Source organism: uncultured Clostridium sp., from assembly GCF_900547735.1.
In the GTDB taxonomy this organism is placed as follows: domain Bacteria; phylum Bacillota; class Clostridia; order Lachnospirales; family Lachnospiraceae; genus Otoolea.
This window is the reverse complement of sequence record NZ_URHZ01000065.1, coordinates 14,751-31,869: the sequence shown is the minus strand read 5'-3', so window position 1 is coordinate 31,869 and position 17,119 is coordinate 14,751. Positions and strand designations below refer to the sequence as shown.

At 48.3% G+C, this 17,119-nt stretch carries 14 protein-coding genes; 13 read left to right on the top strand and 1 reads right to left on the bottom strand.

Going from position 1 to position 17,119, the window contains the following annotated elements; genetic code table 11:
- The first annotated feature begins 257 nt into the window (after nt 1–257).
- The 3 genes from QZT18_RS17845 (at nt 258) to QZT18_RS17835 (ending at nt 4,287) form a co-directional block, all read left to right on the top strand.
- Entirely contained in the window at nt 258–1,337 is a 1,080-nt protein-coding gene (locus QZT18_RS17845) for a TAXI family TRAP transporter solute-binding subunit (protein ID WP_294150004.1), read from the top strand.
- Nucleotides 1,338–1,459: 122 nt separating this feature from the next.
- The gene (locus QZT18_RS17840) at nt 1,460–3,409 is read left to right on the top strand and encodes a TRAP transporter permease (protein ID WP_294150002.1); all 1,950 of its coding nucleotides are present in this window, start codon (nt 1,460–1,462) and stop codon (nt 3,407–3,409) included.
- Nucleotides 3,410–3,774: 365 nt separating this feature from the next.
- On the top strand, nt 3,775–4,287 hold the full coding sequence (locus tag QZT18_RS17835) for a hypothetical protein (protein WP_294150000.1): 513 nt from the start codon (nt 3,775–3,777) through the stop codon (nt 4,285–4,287).
- Here QZT18_RS17835 and QZT18_RS17830 read toward each other — a convergent pair.
- Complete coding sequence (locus QZT18_RS17830) at nt 4,277–5,011, bottom strand: phosphatase (protein WP_294149998.1); 735 nt, start codon at nt 5,009–5,011, stop codon at nt 4,277–4,279. The two genes, QZT18_RS17835 and QZT18_RS17830, sit on opposite strands and share 11 nt — an antisense overlap.
- A 272-nt stretch (nt 5,012–5,283) precedes the next feature.
- Here QZT18_RS17830 and QZT18_RS17825 point away from each other — a divergent pair, with 272 nt between their 5' ends.
- The 10 genes from QZT18_RS17825 (at nt 5,284) to recQ (ending at nt 16,810) form a co-directional block, all read left to right on the top strand.
- The gene (locus QZT18_RS17825) at nt 5,284–6,288 is read left to right on the top strand and encodes a S1 RNA-binding domain-containing protein (RefSeq protein ID WP_294149997.1); all 1,005 of its coding nucleotides are present in this window, start codon (nt 5,284–5,286) and stop codon (nt 6,286–6,288) included.
- Nucleotides 6,289–6,314: 26 nt separating this feature from the next.
- Complete coding sequence (locus QZT18_RS17820) at nt 6,315–7,019, top strand: GTP pyrophosphokinase family protein (protein WP_294149992.1); 705 nt, start codon at nt 6,315–6,317, stop codon at nt 7,017–7,019.
- 55 nt (nt 7,020–7,074) lie between these two features.
- Nucleotides 7,075–8,892, top strand: coding sequence for a glycerophosphodiester phosphodiesterase (locus tag QZT18_RS17815; RefSeq protein ID WP_294149990.1), 1,818 nt, complete (start codon nt 7,075–7,077; stop codon nt 8,890–8,892).
- A 16-nt stretch (nt 8,893–8,908) separates the two neighbouring features.
- Nucleotides 8,909–9,373: a D-aminoacyl-tRNA deacylase gene (gene dtd, locus QZT18_RS17810; RefSeq protein WP_294149988.1), complete on the top strand. Its 465-nt coding sequence runs from the start codon at nt 8,909–8,911 to the stop codon at nt 9,371–9,373.
- Between the two features lie 56 nt (nt 9,374–9,429).
- Nucleotides 9,430–10,842: an aminopeptidase gene (locus QZT18_RS17805; RefSeq protein ID WP_294149986.1), complete on the top strand. Its 1,413-nt coding sequence runs from the start codon at nt 9,430–9,432 to the stop codon at nt 10,840–10,842.
- Nucleotides 10,843–11,013: 171 nt separating this feature from the next.
- Nucleotides 11,014–12,126, top strand: coding sequence for a trigger factor (tig, locus tag QZT18_RS17800; protein ID WP_294149984.1), 1,113 nt, complete (start codon nt 11,014–11,016; stop codon nt 12,124–12,126).
- A gap of 174 nt (nt 12,127–12,300) precedes the next feature.
- Nucleotides 12,301–12,882: a xanthine phosphoribosyltransferase gene (locus QZT18_RS17795; RefSeq protein WP_294149983.1), complete on the top strand. Its 582-nt coding sequence runs from the start codon at nt 12,301–12,303 to the stop codon at nt 12,880–12,882.
- Nucleotides 12,875–13,666 carry a Cof-type HAD-IIB family hydrolase gene (locus QZT18_RS17790; protein WP_294149981.1) on the top strand — a complete coding sequence of 264 codons (792 nt, stop codon included), beginning with the start codon at nt 12,875–12,877 and terminating at the stop codon, nt 13,664–13,666. Before QZT18_RS17795 ends, QZT18_RS17790 begins: the two co-directional genes overlap by 8 nt.
- A gap of 41 nt (nt 13,667–13,707) precedes the next feature.
- Nucleotides 13,708–14,361: a carbohydrate-binding family 9-like protein gene (locus QZT18_RS17785; RefSeq protein WP_294149979.1), complete on the top strand. Its 654-nt coding sequence runs from the start codon at nt 13,708–13,710 to the stop codon at nt 14,359–14,361.
- A gap of 580 nt (nt 14,362–14,941) precedes the next feature.
- Nucleotides 14,942–16,810 carry a DNA helicase RecQ gene (gene recQ, locus QZT18_RS17780; protein WP_294149977.1) on the top strand — a complete coding sequence of 623 codons (1,869 nt, stop codon included), beginning with the start codon at nt 14,942–14,944 and terminating at the stop codon, nt 16,808–16,810.
- Nucleotides 16,811–17,119 lie beyond the last annotated feature (309 nt).

Here is a 17,119-nt window from a genome sequence, read left to right as displayed (position 1 = left end):
CTTTACGAGCATTTAAGAAAATATAAAAAGATAATTAGAAATTTATACTTTGTTTATGTAGTAAACAGTGGTATTTTTTATAGTTTATTTATTGATTTATTATAAAATGTAAAGGAAAAATAGAAAATAATAATATTTTGTATTGTAATTGGGAAAAAATACCTGTATAATGTAAGCAGCAGATATCCTTTCAGATTGTTTTAAAATAGTCAAAAAGAAGGGATGTTTAATAATTTCACATAAGGGAGGAATTATCTATGAGAAAGAAATTAGCACTTGTACTCGCTGCGGCTATGGTCATGGGAACCGTTTTATCAGGTTGTAGTTCAGGCGGTAAAGACAGCACACAGGCAGCAGCGACTGAAGCAGCAACCGAGGCGGCCAAAGAAGGTGAGACAGAAGGAGCTGAAGCAGCAGCAACCGGAACTGTCAAAGGAGGTATGGAAGGAGGCACCAGCCTTAACTTCACAACAGGCGGAGATCAGGGTACATATTATGGCTTTGGCGGCGTTCTGTCCGGTAAGATAGGTGAGAGCACCAGCACGAAGGTTACTGCAATTACATCCGGCGGTTCTCAGGCTAATATCGAGGCTATGGATGCCGGTGACGCACAGCTCGGATTCGTACAGTCCGACGTTATGGCATATGCATATAATGGTACCAACCTTTTTGAAGAGTATGGCAAGGTAGAGAATTTCTCCACAGTTGCCGCTCTGTATATGGAGCAGGTTCAGATCGTTACTCTGGATCCTAACATCAAATCCGTAGCGGATCTGGCAGGCAAGAATGTTTCCGTCGGCGCAGCAGGTTCCGGCGTATTCTACAATGCGGTAGACGTACTCGGCGCATACGGCATGGATGTTGAGAAAGATATTAAACCTACATACCAGTCATTCGGCGACAGCGCAGAGGCTCTTCAGGATGGCAAGATCGATGCGGCTTTCGTAGTTGCAGGAGCTCCTACAACCGCTATCACATCTCTGGCAGCAACTAAAGACGTTTACCTGGTTAGTCTGGATGATGAGCATATGAGCGCTCTGCTTGAAACATCTCCATATTACAGTGAGAATGTAATCCCGGCTTCCGCATACGGCACAGACGGCGACATCACAACAGTAGCAGTAGGCGCAGTTGTTATCGCACGTGACGATGTATCCGAGGCAGACGTTTATAACTTCCTCTATGGTATTTTTGAAAACCTGGACGGCATCACGGCAGCTCATGCAAAGGGTGCTGAACTGAGCCTTGACTTTGCATCTTCCGTTACTGCAGTTCCTTATCATCCGGGCGCAGCAAAATACTTCTCCGAAAAAGGAATTGAAGTTCCCACAAAGTGATAATGATCTTTTCTGAGTGAATGGCAGCTGCGGTGGGCGTGAGCCTGCCGCAGCTTTTATAAACGGAATAACTCATTATATTGTGATGACTGGGCATGAAAGAGAAAGGGGAGAACGAGAACATGAAAGATGAGAACAAGAAAGAGCCTGTTCCGGTACAGGATATCGATGTAGGAACGGCTGCCGATGTGGAAGCAGTCATGAAAAAGTATGACAGGGAATCCAATGTCCGTATATGGGAGGGAAAGCCGTTGATCGTCATACGCTGGCTGTCAGTGCTTTTCTCTATCTACTGTATCTACGTGACACTGTTCAGTACAGCGCTTCCGGAGGTTCGTCTGACTACTTTCCTCGGGATGATTCTGATTCTTGGCTATCTGAACTATCCGATTAAAAAGGGAGTTACCCGGGCCAACTATATGCCGTGGTATGATGTTGTTCTCATGGTGGCAGGTTCAGCGCCGTTTTTCTATTTTGCTCTCCATGCACAGCAGATTATCAAGCTGGCGACCCGTGTTACAAGAGATCCTGTCATGGTTGCAATTGCGATTATTGCCGTTCTGGCTCTGATGGAACTCTGCCGCCGCTGCGTGGGAATTCCGATTCTGTGCGTTGTCGGCGCATTGCTGGTATACACGTTTGCCACCGTCCGTTTCGGCAAAGTAATCTATGATCTTTTTTATACGACGACCGGTGTTATGAATACTCCGATCAATGTCTGCGCTAAGTATATAGTGGTGTTTATTATCTTCGGGGCGTTCCTGGAACGGACCGGAATATCGGGTTTCTTCATTGACCTGGCGAACAGCCTGTGCGGCTCTTCGGCCGGCGGACCTGCCAAAGTGGCGGTTATCTCCTCGGCTCTTTGCGGCATGGTGTCCGGTTCCTCAGTCGGCAACACGGTTACAACGGGTTCGGTTACTATCCCGATGATGAAGAGATGCGGTTATAAACCTGAGTTTGCAGGCGCCGTAGAGGCGGCCTCTTCCACCGGCGGCCAGATAATGCCTCCTATCATGGGCGCTGCCGCTTTCCTGATGGCAGAGTACATGGGAGTGCCTTATGCAACGGTAGCCGTGAAGGCAATTTTACCGGCAGTCCTCTATTTTGCAGGAATTTATATCGCGGTACATCTGGAAGCCCAGAAGCTTGGCCTCAAGGGCATTCCGAAAGAAGAACTGCCTAAGATGAGATTATTGATTAAGAAAATCTATCTGCTGGCTCCACTGATTGTATTGGTTGCATTAGTGTCCACTAATACCTATACCATGCAGTTCTCCGCATCAGTTGCAATTTTTATTGCAATTGGCGTAGGTCTGATTAATAAAGACAACAGAATTAACCTGACCAAGATTGTCGATGCCCTGGAAGCCGGAGGCAAGGGTACAATCACGGTAGCCGTTGCCTGTGCAATGGCAGGTCTCGTAGCAGGCTGCATTACCTCAACCGGTCTGGCATCCAAACTGATTACGGCCATCGTAGCAGTATCCCAGGGAAAACCGATTATCGCTCTGTTCCTGACTATGATTTGCTGTATCGTACTCGGCATGGGAGTTCCGACAACGGCGAACTATTGTATCATGGCTGCAACATGTGCACCGATCCTGATTGCACCGGAAATCGGCATCAATCTGGTATCCGCACACTTCTTCGTATTCTACTTTGGTATCGTGGCGGATATTACACCACCGGTTGCCCTGGCGGCGTATGCCGGTTCGGCCATAGCCAAGGCCCCGCCGATGAAGACGGCCATCAACGCAACGCGTCTTGCGATTGCGGCCTTCATCGTGCCTTATATCCTGGCCTTCAATCCGGCCATGGTATTTATCGATACAAACGTGGTTCAGGTTATCCAGATTTGTGTGACGTCTCTGCTCGGTATTTTCGGTATTGCGGCAGCACTGAACGGATTCCTGTTCGGAAAGCTGAATCCGGTCTTCAGAGTACTTTTAATCGCCGGAGGCCTCTGCATGATGGATCCTGGCGCCCTGACCGATATGGTAGGTCTGGTTCTGGTAATTGGAACGACATTCTGGCAGTATGTAAGTTCTAAAAAAGCGGTATCTGCATAACTATGCTGCCTGCCGCCTGAAGATATGACTGTATATCTGCATACATAATGAGATAAAAAATCAAAGTACCTGTCCGGCAGGAGGCTATTCTGTCCCGGCAGGTACTTTTTTTCGGGTCTATCGTTACAGTTCAGCCTTCGGCCAAACTGCAACAAAAAGATGCACAAAAACGGTAAAAAGCACCGTTTCGTGCCGCGTAACTCGGGATTTTCGCAAAAATATGCGAAAACACCTCGCGGGATGCATCACGGCTGAACTGTTACGGTCTATCCTTAGAATTTGGTAAAAGAATTGACAGGTGTTTCAAACCGTGTTATTATCGCAAAATGGTTCAGGGAAAACCCTGGGCATGCAGGAGGCAGATTATGAAGAAAAAATTGATTGCAGCAGTTGTGCTGGCTTCGGTGATGGGGCTTGGCGGATGCGGCGGTATCGGAAACGGTACAACAGAAACAGTTCAAACAACAGAAGCGCAGACTGCAGAGACAACAGCAGAGGAAACGAAACACGTGGAAGATACAACTCTGTCGGCAGAAGAAGAAAAAAAGATGCTGGAGACAGAGTATAAAGCTCTGGCCAAAGGCGTTCAGAATATCATTGAAGAGCGGGATTTGGAGAAGTTAAAAGAAGCAGTCGTTTATCCCTGCTATGTGGGTGTGGGAGACGGAGTGACGGTGGACAGTGAGGAAGAATTTATGGATCTGAACCCGGACGAAGTCTTTACCGACGAGCTGGTTGAAGCGGTAAAGGGAGCTGATGTAAACTCCCTGAATGTCGAAAAGGCCGGACTTGTAGTCGGCGATCCGTCAGGAAAGCCCAATATTACGATTGGGCTTGGCGCGGATAACCATGTTGGAATTATTGGGATCAATTATTAATCTGGAAGGATTCCATGCAGGGAAGATACTCTGCAAGTTTCTTTAAGGATGTGTTGACAACAAGTTCCTCGGGGAAATCCATCTCTTTCAGAAGTTCTGCCGCATAATCGTGACGTCCGGCATCCGAGGCACAGTGGGAATCACTGTTCACGATAACGGACACATTGTGCCTGCGGCAGAGCTCCAGCATGATATGGTAATTCTCTTTCGCTCCCGGCCGGGGGGAACCCGGTTTCAGGGAGCTGTTATTCACTTCCAGAAGAATGTGGTGCTCCTTCGCTCCTTTCACAAGCTCCGTGTAGTCAAGGGGAATGTTGGCATTATCGGGATGACCGATAATCTGGACGCAGGGGTTCTTCATGGCGCCTATCGTGGCAGCCGTATTCTCCTCTCTGGTACCGATTTTGTAACAGAGATCATGAATGCTGGCAATGCCGTAATCGATGCGTTTTAAAAGCCATTCCTTCAAATCCAGGGTGCCTTTATAGTCCAGAATATTCAGTTCGCAGCCCATAATCAGTTTTATTCCGTAAAGCTCATTAGGGATGGACTTGAAATTGCAGAAGTACATTTCATGGCAGCTTCCGGGAAGGGCCGGTCCGTGATCGGAGGAGCCGAAAAGTTCCATTCCGTTATCGGCGGCAGCTTTGACCATCTCGTACAGAGTGTTGTATGCATGGCCGCTTGCAATTGTGTGAGTGTGCAGGTCAAGAATGTCATTCATTTATAAAGCCTCATTTCTAACTATATCAAGTTCTGATTATCGCTTTGAAACCCATGAGTGTTTCATGAATCCCAAATATGAAATCGCTAAGTTCCTGAAACGGCGCATTTACCGTTTCTGTGCATCGCGGAGTGTGTTACTGCGCACGGAGTGAACAGTAACAACTAATAAAAATATATCATACTTTTCATCAGAAAACTATAGAAATATGAGGTGGGATATGGTTAAATAGACTAAGGAGAGTAGACCAGCACACAAAAGGAGGAAAAACTATGACAGATGAAATGATATATGGGGCAGAGATGGAAGAGAAAGCACAGAAAGGCACCGAAGAAATACTGAAAGACCGCGAGAATGTGGCGGAAGCGATCGAGGAAGAGCAGAGCCGGGAAACAATGGATGACTATGCGGCGGAACTGGAAGCTTCTTTTAAAAAGGTGCGGGAGGGTGATATATTAACCGGAACCGTAATCGGAGTAACCGATACCGAGGTGCTTCTCGATATGAAATATTATGCCGAGGGAATCATTGAGAAAGAGAATATGAGCAATGATCCCGATTTTAACATGAAAGAAGAGATTCATGTCGGCGAAGAAATTACAGCCACCGTCATCAAGACGGACGACGGCGAGGGCAACATTGTACTCTCCAGAAAAGAAGCAAATGACAAGATGGCATGGGACAGACTGAGGGCCATGCTGGAAGAGCGCACCATCGTTCCGGTCAGGATTACGGAGATCGTAAACGGCGGAGCCGTAGCCCAGATCGAAGGAATGAGAGGATTTATCCCGGCTTCCCGTCTGGATGCCGCTTATGTGGAGAACCTGGAAGAATGGAACGGCAGAATGGTGGATGTCACGGTCATCACGGCCGATGAAGAGCATAACAAGCTGGTTCTGTCAGGAAGAGAGGCAGCCAGAGAAAAGCTCCAGGAAGAGAAGAAGAAAAAAATCGCCAAATGCGAAGTCGGCGCAATCATGGAAGGCACCGTTGACAGCATCAAACCATACGGAGCATTTATCAGCCTTGAGAACGGACTGTCCGGCCTTGTGCATATTTCCCAGATCAGCAGCAAGAGGATTTCACATCCCGGCGCAGTGCTGAAAGAGGGCCAGACCGTAACGGTAAAAATTATTTCAACAGCCGACAATAAAATCAGCCTCAGTATGAAGGCAGTGGAGCTGGGTGAGGCGCCGGATGAAGAGGTATTCAATTACCATGAGTCGGGTGAGGCTACCACGGGACTGGGAGAGCTGTTTAAGAACCTCAAATTCTAACAGTGACTTAAAGGAGAGGGAAAACATTGAACATTCCCAAATCATATGATCAGCTTGACCAGTGGAAAACGGTCATGTTTTTGTATAATTCGGCTTTAAAAGCGATTAATACGAAGATCGAGATTTTAAATAATGAATTTATCCATATTTATAACTATAATCCCATCGAGCACGTGAAATCCAGGCTGAAGACACCGGAGAGTATTGTAAAGAAGTTAAAGCACGATGGCCGGGATGTGACAATCCCGAATATGATTGATTATCTGAGCGATATTGCAGGCATCCGGATTATCTGTTCCTTTACTTCCGATATCTACCTGATCGCCGATATGCTGGCCAGACAGTCGGATATTACGGTTCTCTACATCAAGGACTATATAAAGAATCCCAAGCCCAACGGGTATAAGAGCTATCATTTGGTCGTCACCATCCCGATTTACCTGAGTGAGGGACCGGTGGAGACCAAGGTGGAGATCCAGATCCGGACGGTTGCCATGGATTTCTGGGCGAGTCTGGAACATAAGATTTACTACAAATTCGAAGGGCACGCCCCTGATTATCTGGAGGAGGAGTTAAAAGCCTGCGCCGATATGGTCGACATGCTGGATGCCAAGATGTTCTCTCTGAATGAGGAGATTATGAAGATTAACCAGGATGAGAGGGAAGCGGAAACTGCCGCGGAGGCGAAAGCGGAGCTTTTGGCTGCGGCTGCCGCAGAGAAAGAAAAGTAAGGATAAGAGCGTTCTGAAAAGAACGGGACAGAATACAGAAAGAAGTACGGGGAAGATGAAAATAAGACGGGAATTTGAGGACACGAAGCAGATTTTGAGCATTAACAACGGAAATATTTTTCTGTTTGAGCTGGCGTTCCGTCTTTTGACTCTTCCTCTTCTGTTGCAGATTACCGGGGCGCTGGTGCGCCTTTCCCTGAAGGCGGCGGGTTACAGCTATGTGACGGTGAGCAATTTGCAGGCATTCCTGCTGAAACCGGTCACAATACCCGTCGTTGTTCTGATCGCGGCGGTAATTATGACGGGACTCATGATAGAGGTCGGAAGTCTGACAACGGCATTCCAGGCGGCGGCATATTCCAGGAAAATGAACGTGTACTCTGTTTTTCTGGGCGGGCTTGCGAAGACGGCCCATGAGATAAGGCGGAAGAACTGGAAACTTTTTCTGATTGTGGCCGTCCATTATATCCTGACCAATATATTTTTTATTTACAGGCTGCTGTGCCATTTAAAGCCGCTTAAATTTATCCTGCCCGGCCTGATGGGAGAAAACTGGGGCAGGCTCCTGATTGTGTTTTTCCTGGCGGCCTGCATCCTTTTATCGATTCCGACCGCGTTTATCTGCTTTGGCTGTCTGGTGGAGCAGAGGACGTTCAGGGACAGTCTGGAGCGGAGCAAAGAGCTTCTGAGGGGAAGGTATGTAAGGACTTCGTTTATTCTGACGGCCTGCAATGTGGCGGTTGTCGTGACGGGCATCCTTATGTACCTGTTTTCAGTTGTCATCGTGGCGGTATTTGCGGTCCGCTTCATGGACCGGAGAGTCGAACTGGCGCTGCTGCTGGCGGCCAGGGATAAAATCGAGCTGGCAATCATTTTTATTGCCAGTATCGTGTCGGTGGTGGTAAACTACGGCGCCCTGACCGTACTGTATTTCCAGTATGACAGAAAAGACAGGAAGAAGAATCGGTGGGACTTCGATATCGACAGGCACGGCAGGGAGCGGTGGCTGAACCGGAGAAACGTCCTGGGACTTCTGGCCGTAGTGACCGCGGTCAGTATGGCGACGGCGTTTGACGTGTCGAGAAACGGCAGCTTTCTGGATGAAGATCTGCTCTATGAGGTTCAGATTACGGCGCACAGAGGCAGCTCCCGGACGGCGCCGGAAAATACGATACCGGCTCTGCAGGCTGCGGTTGACGAGCTGGCTGACTATGCGGAGATTGACGTCCAGGAGACTAAGGACGGAGTGATGGTACTGTTTCATGACGGTACCCTGAAACGCATGGCGGGGATTGACAGGACGGTTAAGTCAATGACCTGGGAGGAATTAAAGGATATTGACGTGGGAACGGGATTTTCCATGCAGTATGCGGGAACGACAATCCCAACGCTGGAAGAGGTTCTGGAGTTTGCGAGAGGCCGTTTAAAACTGAATATTGAAATCAAGTATATGGGAGCCTCCTCCGGCCTTCCGGAGAAGGTTGCGGAGCTCATCGAGCAGGCGGGATGGACGGAGCAGTGTGTTGTGACATCCACCAGCTACGGCTACTTGAAAAGAGTGAAGGAGGCGGCGCCGGATATTTACACGGGATATATCGTATCGGCGGCCTATGGAAACTACTACAGGGATGAGGCGATAGACTTTATCAGTATGCTGTCAAGCTCCGTCAACCAGAAGCTGATTGACGATGCCCATGAAAGCGGTAAAGAAGTCCATGTATGGACGGTGAACAGAAGGAGCGAGATGGAGCGGATGAAGATTCTGGGGGCGGATAACGTGATTACGGATAACCCCCTGATGGCCCGGGAAGTTCTGTATGGAGAGAAGGCGACGGAAAATCTCCTTGCGAGAATCAGGGAGATGTTAAAATAAACAGGAGGAACTGAAGATGAGAGTTGTGCTTCAGAGAGTGTCAAAGGCAAGCGTATCGGTGGAAGGAAAGGTGCTGGGAGCCATAGAGGACGGTTTTCTGGTGCTTTTGGGAGTCTCCGATACGGACACGGAAGAGATTGCCGACAAGATGGTTGATAAATTATGTAAACTGCGTATTTTTAAGGATGAAAATGGGAAGACGAATCTGTCTTTGTCCGATGTGGGCGGACAGATCCTGGTTGTGAGCCAGTTTACCCTGTATGCGGACTGCAGCGAAGGGAACCGTCCCAGCTTTTTCAAGGCGGGAGCGCCGGAGCTGGCCAACCGCCTCTACGAACATGTGGTGGAGCGGTGCCGGAAGTACGTGGATAAAGTGGAGCACGGCGAGTTCGGAGCTTATATGCAGGTAGAACTTTTAAACGACGGACCATTTACGATTGTCCTCGACAGTGATATGATGGTAAAGAAGAAAAAAGGATGACATGTATGGAAGAAGTCATGATAAAACCGATACAGAAGAAGGAGGAAAGAAAGGAAATGGAACAGACAGAAAAGACAGCGGGCGAAAGAGCAAAAGAACTTCAGAAAGAACTGACATGGAAGTTCCCGAATATCGCACAGGAGGCGCCTTCCCAGAAGGAAGAGGCGTTTGCTTACTGTGAGGGATATAAGGAATTTTTAAACTGTGCAAAAACAGAGCGCGAGTTTGTGACGGAGGCGGTGAAACGGCTGAGCGAAGCGGGCTATACTCTTTTTGAAAAAGGCAAAGCATATCGGGCGGGAGAGAAGGTATATTATGTCAACAGAAAAAAATCCCTGATTATGACTACCTTCGGACAGAAAAAGCTGGAGGAGGGCGTCCGCCTGAACGTGGCGCATATAGATTCCCCACGCCTTGATTTAAAACCGAACCCAATGTATGAGAAGACGGAGCTGGCCTATTTTAAAACACATTATTACGGAGGAATCCGTAAATACCAGTGGGCGGCAATCCCCCTTGCCATGCACGGCGTGGTAGTTAGAAAGGATGGGGAGATTGTAAACATCAGTATTGGCGAGAATGCGGGTGATCCCGTTTTCTGCGTGACCGATCTGCTTCCCCATCTGGCGGCCGATCAGAATGAGAGAAAATTAAAGGACGGAATTAAGGGGGAAGAATTGAATGTGGTGATTGGTTCCCTTCCGTTTGTCGAGGATGAGGAGATTAAGGAGCCTGTGAAACTTCTGGCCCTTTCCATCCTGAATGAGAAGTACGGTATGACCGAGAAGGATTTCATCCGCGCGGAGATCGAGATTGTTCCTGCCTTTAAGGCGGTGGATGTGGGACTCGACAGAAGCCTGGTGGGAGCGTACGGACAGGATGACCGCGTGTGTGCTTTCACAGCCCTTACGGCCGAACTCGTTACAAAGAATCCGGAGTACACGACGGTTACGGTGCTGGCCGATAAGGAAGAGATTGGTTCCGTAGGCAATACGGGCCTGGATTCCGATTTTGTACTCCATTATATTGAAGATCTGGCAGAGATTTCCGGCGTTGACTGCAGGGAGATTTTAAGAAATTCCATCTGCCTGTCATCCGATGTCAATGCGGCTTATGATCCGACATTTTCACAGGTTTACGAGGAGAGAAACGCCTGCTTTATCAACAAGGGCTGTGTCCTGACCAAGTATACCGGTTCAAGGGGCAAGGGCGGCAGCAACGACGCCAGCGCAGAGACAATGGCGAAGGTTGTGGAAATTATGGACAGAGAGGGAGTATACTGGCAGATTGGTGAGCTGGGAGCCGTGGATGTGGGAGGCGGCGGAACCGTTGCCCTGTACGTGGCGGGCATGGATGTGGACGTAGTGGATCTGGGCGTTCCGATTCTTTCCATGCATTCTCCGTTCGAGCTGGCTTCCAAGCTGGATATCTACAATACATACAAGGCGTTCTGCGCATTTTATAAATAGGATCTTTTTTTCTGGGGCCGTTTGTGGTATTATGTCTGTTATACGCATCGGCTCCAGAATGCGTTAGACGGGGTTGTGCTGCCGGACACGGAGTGAACGGCAACGGATCTGCAGCTCGGATCTGCCGTCGGTATTGCAGTTGAATAAAATAAGAAAAGATGAGGTTTTTTAATGAGAAAATTTTTAACAGTAGGACTTTGCGGCGCAGCGGCCCTGATGCTTTTTGCAACAGGATGTTCAGGACAGAAGAGTGCGACAGGCACTACGGCTTCAGAGGCGGAGAGCACTGCCGCTGAGACGGAGACGGAAGAGTATGTGGCAGAGGGAAGTATTACCCTTGGAGACTATAAAGGAATTCCGGTTACGGTGACAGAGCCGGAGGTGACGGACGAGGAAGTGGATGCACAGATTCAGCAGCTTTTGAATTCCAGCGCCAAGTATGTGGAAGTGGATCGTGAGGCAAAGCTTGGCGATCAGGTCAATATTGATTACAAGGGAACGAAGGACGGAGTGGCTTTTGACGGCGGAAGCGCAGAAGGATACGATTTAATTCTCGGTTCCAACAGCTTTATCGACGGTTTTGAGTCCGGCCTTGTGGGAGCGAAAAAGGGAGATAATGTATCCCTGAACCTGACTTTCCCGGCAGATTACAGAAATACGGATCTGGCAGGCAAGGAAGTGGTATTTGAAGTAACCGTCAATAACGTGCAGGAGAAGACGGTACCGGAGCTTACGGACGAGTTTGTTACCGAAGTTTCACCGGAGGACGGAACCGTTGAGAACCTGAAAAAGAATATGAAGGAATTTATCCTGGAGAATAAGCAGGCTCAGATTGACAATCAGAGAAATACCGATATCCTTAACGCAGCTATCGACAATTCCGAGATTATCTGCGCAACGGATGAAGTGAATACAAACTTTGACAACCAGGTTCAGTACTATACAAATCAGGCGGCGATGTACGGGATGGATTTTGCTACATATGCAGGGCTGATGGGAATGGATGAAGATGGATTGAAGAGTGAGCTTAAGGCGATTGCAAAGGACATGACAAAGCAGGAGATGCTTTTAAAGGAGATTGCATCCAAAGAGAACATCACGATCTCGGATGAGGACAGGGAAGCTCTGGCCAAACAGTACGGATACGATGATCTGGAAAGTTTTCTGGAGACCGCTGATAAGGAGATCGTGGATGATACGGCTCTGATGCAGAAGACGCTTGATTTCCTGGTGGAGAATGCGGTTATCACAGTCGCTGACGCAAAAGAGGTTCCGGCGTCATAAAAGTATAATACAAAGTAACAGTTCAGATAGGTCTGCGCATTTACTGCGCTGACCGTACAAAAAGGTAGTGGCAGCAAGCATTCGGCTCATCGCGCAGCGATTTCATTGGCCGAATGCCGTAACAGTTCATGCTGTCTGAACTGTTATAATACAAAAGCAGGTGGGGAAAATCATATGCAGATCTTATTGGACCGAATCCGCAAAGACGGAGTAGTGAAAGCCGGCAATGTCCTGAAGGTGGACCGCTTTTTAAACCATCAGATGGATATAAGGCTCTTTAAAGAGATTGGCAAAGAATTTAAGAGACGCTTTGAAGGCACGGAGATTAATAAAATCCTCACAATCGAGGCGTCCGGCATCGGAATTGCCTGTATTGTGGCGGAATATTTCGACGTACCGGTTGTGTTTGCAAAAAAGACGAAGACCAAGAATATAGCAGGGGACGTATACACCACGAAAGTGGAATCCTTCACCCACGGAACGGTTTATGATATTATCGTATCCAAAGAGTTTCTGGGAGAAGGGGACAAGGTCCTCGTGATAGACGATTTTCTGGCCAACGGAAAGGCGCTGGAAGGTCTTACGGCATTGATTAAGGATTCAGGGGCAGAGCTGGCAGGCGCCGGAATTGTCATTGAAAAGGGATTCCAGGAAGGCGGAAAGCGTATCCGTGAGAATGGAATCCGGCTGGAATCGCTGGCTATTGTGGACAGCATGGATGATAAGACAGGAGAGATTGTGTTCAGAGATGAATAGGAAAGCGCTGTTTTTTGATATTGACGGAACATTATTCAGTGAGATAACAAGGCAGGTACCGCAGAGCGCGGTGCTTGCCTTAAAAAAAACCAGGCAGAGGGGAAACCTTGTGTTTATCAACACGGGCAGGACGTACTGTCAGACAGAGGGAATCAGAAGCGAGGTGGAGCTGGACGGGCTTTTGTGCGGCTGCGGCACCTATATTACAGTGGGGAATGAAATTCTCTATGACCGAAGGGTTTCGGCCGAAAGGGCGTTACGTCTGAAGGAGGATATCATCCGCTTTGGGCTGGACGGCGTGCTGGAAGGAGTCGAGGGCTGCTATTTCAATAATGGGAAATCCAGGATGCCCGTGGTGGAGCATATGATTCGTCTTCTGAAAGCGGCGGACGCCTATATTCCTCTGGGATGGGACGACAACTCCTATGAGATCACAAAGTTCTGCGTTGTGGCGGATGGAGAGAGCAGAAGAGAAGAATTCTTTGCCACGCTGAAGGATGAGTTTGAAGTAATAGACAGAGGCGGGGATTTTTATGAATGTATACCGGTTGGACATTCCAAGGCAACGGCCATCGAAGCAATCCTGAAACGGTATGGGATTGTGAAGGAAGACGCATGGGTGTTCGGAGACAGCATGAACGACCTTTCCATGTTTCAGTATTCACTCAACTCGGTTCTGATGGGAAAACATGACAGCGGGCTGGAGCCTTACGCCACTTTTACGACGAAGACGGTCGAGGCGGACGGAATAGCCTATGCCCTTGAAACACTGGGGATGCTGTAAAAGGGAAAGAAATTTACGGAATAAACAGGGGGAGTTACAAGATGAAGGAATACAAAATCAGAAAAATTAAATCTCCGATGGAGATAGAATCCTGCGTGAGAGCGGAGATTGCAGAGGTTCAGTGGAACTGCAAAATGCAGCCCAAATCATGGGCATATATGGGATACCAGGAGGGAAAAGGACTGCTGGTCCGCATGGCCTGTGAGGAGACAAACCCTCACAGAGTCCATGTCTACCATAAGGGACCAGTCTGGACGGACAGCGCCCTGGAATTATTTTTGGCATTCCCCATCCATGAGGGAGGCGTACCGGGGGAGATTGACGGCAGGTGCCTGTATCTGAACTTTGAACTCAATGCCAATGCGGCAATGTATGCCCAGTATGGCTACGGCAAAGAAAACAGGGAATTTATACCGGACCAGGTATACCGGGAAAGCCGCTGTAACGCCGTTATTGGCCGGGATGGCTGGAGGGTGGATTTTCTGATACCGGAGTGGTATCTTAGGGAACTGACGGGCAGAAAACTGGAGGAATGGCTGGCAGCAGGAGATGGGGAAGGACGGATGCGCTGTAATTTCTACAAGATATCCGAGAGCCCCGAGATTGAGCATTATATGAGCTATTCGAGGATAGAGAGCGATGCGCCGGATTTTCATCTGCCTTCCTATTTTGCGGAGGCGGGATTTGAGAGATGAGAACGCCGCCGGAACGGTCGGTGTTCGGAATGGGGAGGGGGAGGTTATGAGTCTTCAGTCCCGGGGTTTGAGTTTAGTCGCGGGTGGGGAATCCGGGCAGAAAAAGTTCCTTCGGGAAACGCTCGCGCTCTTCGAAGTACATAACGGTACTAACCTCGTGAAAAACCTAGGTAAGTGCCGATGAACTTCAGGTTCCCTGCGGAATCTTTTTCTCCCGGATTCCCCACAGGAAGGTTATGGCCGGGACTGAAGACGCGTAGGTTTTTGCCATCCCGAAAACCGGCCTGCGGCCGCTGATTTGTTTTATTTCTTCAAATGGGGAGGAGATTGTCGAAGTCACTGAATATCTTTAAAGGCCAGGGGAATGACACCTGGTCTGTTTTAGTGGTTTTGTCTGGAAGTTAGCAAGGGATTTGATTTTTAAATCTGCTTTCGATTTTGACTAAATGCCATCATAAGGTATAAGTATCATAGCCGCCAAAAAAGAAAGTAGAAAATCTATTCCCGTCATGATATGATAAAGAGGGTTTAAATGTTCTGTCAGAATGCAGATGACGGAAAAGGAGATTTGAAATTTTATATGGATAAATATCAGGTATTAAAACACTATTTTGGATATGAAGAATTCCGGGAGGGGCAGGAAACGTTGATTGACAGTATCCTCTCCGGACAGGATACTTTGGGAATTATGCCTACCGGCGCCGGGAAATCGCTGTGCTTTCAGGTTCCGGCCCTGATGATGAAGGGAATCACTTTAGTCATTTCACCATTAATTTCTTTAATGCAGGATCAGGTATCAGCCCTGAACCAGGCCGGCGTTCATGCCGCGTATCTGAACAGCTCCCTGACGGTAAGCCAGTATTATAAAGCGCTCTCCTATGCAAGAGAGGGAAGATATCCGATTATTTATGTTGCCCCCGAGAGGCTGGTGACGGAGGAATTTCTCGATTTTGCCACGCATGCTGAGATTTCAATGCTGGTCGTTGATGAGGCGCACTGTGTATCACAGTGGGGACAGGATTTCAGGCCGAGCTATTTAAAGATTATGGAGTTTGTCGATAAGCTTCCGAAGAGGCCGGTCATCAGCGCTTTTACTGCGACTGCGACAAAAGAGGTGAGGGATGATGTGATTGACATCCTGATGCTGAGGGAACCAACGGTGGTGGCAACCGGGTTTGACCGGCCGAATTTGTGGTTCTCGGTGCAGTCGCCGAAAGACCGTTATACGACGATGAAAAATTACATAGAATGCCATCCGGATCAGAGCGGCATTGTCTACTGCCTGACCAGAAAGACGGTGGAGGAGGTCAGCAAAAGGCTGGCCGATGAAGGTTTTGAGGTGACACGCTATCATGCGGGGCTGAGCGATGCGGAGAGAAAACGGAACCAGGAAGATTTTATTTATGACAGAAAGAATCTGATGATCGCAACGAATGCATTTGGCATGGGTATTGATAAATCGGATGTGCGGTTTGTCATTCATTACAACATGCCGAAGAACATCGAGAGTTACTACCAGGAGGCGGGGCGTGCGGGCAGGGACGGTGAACCGGCCGAATGCATCCTGCTGTATGGCGGCCAGGATGTGATTACCAACCAGTTTTTTATTGATAATAACCAGGACAACCAGGAGCTTGATTTTGCGGCCAGAGAGCTGGTTCAGGAGAGGGACCGCGAACGACTGCGCAAGATGACATATTACTGTTTCACCAATGAATGCCTGAGAGATTACATCCTGCGCTACTTTGGGGAATACGGTGGAAATTACTGCGGAAACTGTTCCAACTGCCTGAGCCAGTTTGAAACGGTGGATGTTACAGAGACGGCCAAAGCGGCAATCGGCTGTGTGGAAGACTGCAGGCAGAGATACGGCGTCAACGTAATTCTCGATACGGTGCGCGGCGCCAATACGGCTAAAATCAGGCAGTACCGTATGGACGAGAACGCATGGTACGCAGCGGCAGCCAAGGTTCCGGCATTTAAAATGCGCCAGGTGATGAATTACCTGCTTCTCAACGATTATCTGCGTGTGACAAATGACGAATACATGCTTGTAAAGCTGACGGAAAAATCAATGGCCGTCCTGAATGACGAGGAATCCGTTGTCATGAAGATGGCAAAAGAGCAGGAACACGAAGCAAAAGAGAGGGGCGTAAAGAAGAAAAAAACCGGCAAGGGATTTGCGGCCGGACTTTCCGGTGCGGAATTTACCGAGGAGGACGAGAAACTGTTTGAAAAGCTGCGGACGCTTCGGATGGAGATTGCCAGAGAGGCAAAGGTTCCGCCGTATATTGTATTTTCCGATAAAACGCTGACTCATATGAGCATTGTGAAACCTCAGTCAAGGGAGGAGATGCTTAACGTGTCCGGCGTCGGGGAAGTCAAGTATGAAAAATATGGGGAGAGATTCCTGGAATGTGTGCTTGAAGCGTTACGGTTCACTCCGTGACCAGAAACACGCTGCGCGATGCAAAGAAACGGAAAAAAACACCTCGCGGAATACTATCTGTGAACAATAACCTTGAATCTTCCGCAGAACCAACCGCCATAAATTGATAATATCTGAAATCTTATAAAAGATTCATAAATGTACAGATTTTATCTTGTTATAGTCCCGGGCTTTTAGTATAATAAAGGTAACTGTTCAGAAGGTAGTATTCCGCGAGACGTTTTTATGCGTTTTTGCATGAAGATCCCGAGTTTAGCCAGAGCGAAACAGCGTTTTTTGCTGTTTCTGTGCATCGTGGAGCGGTAATTA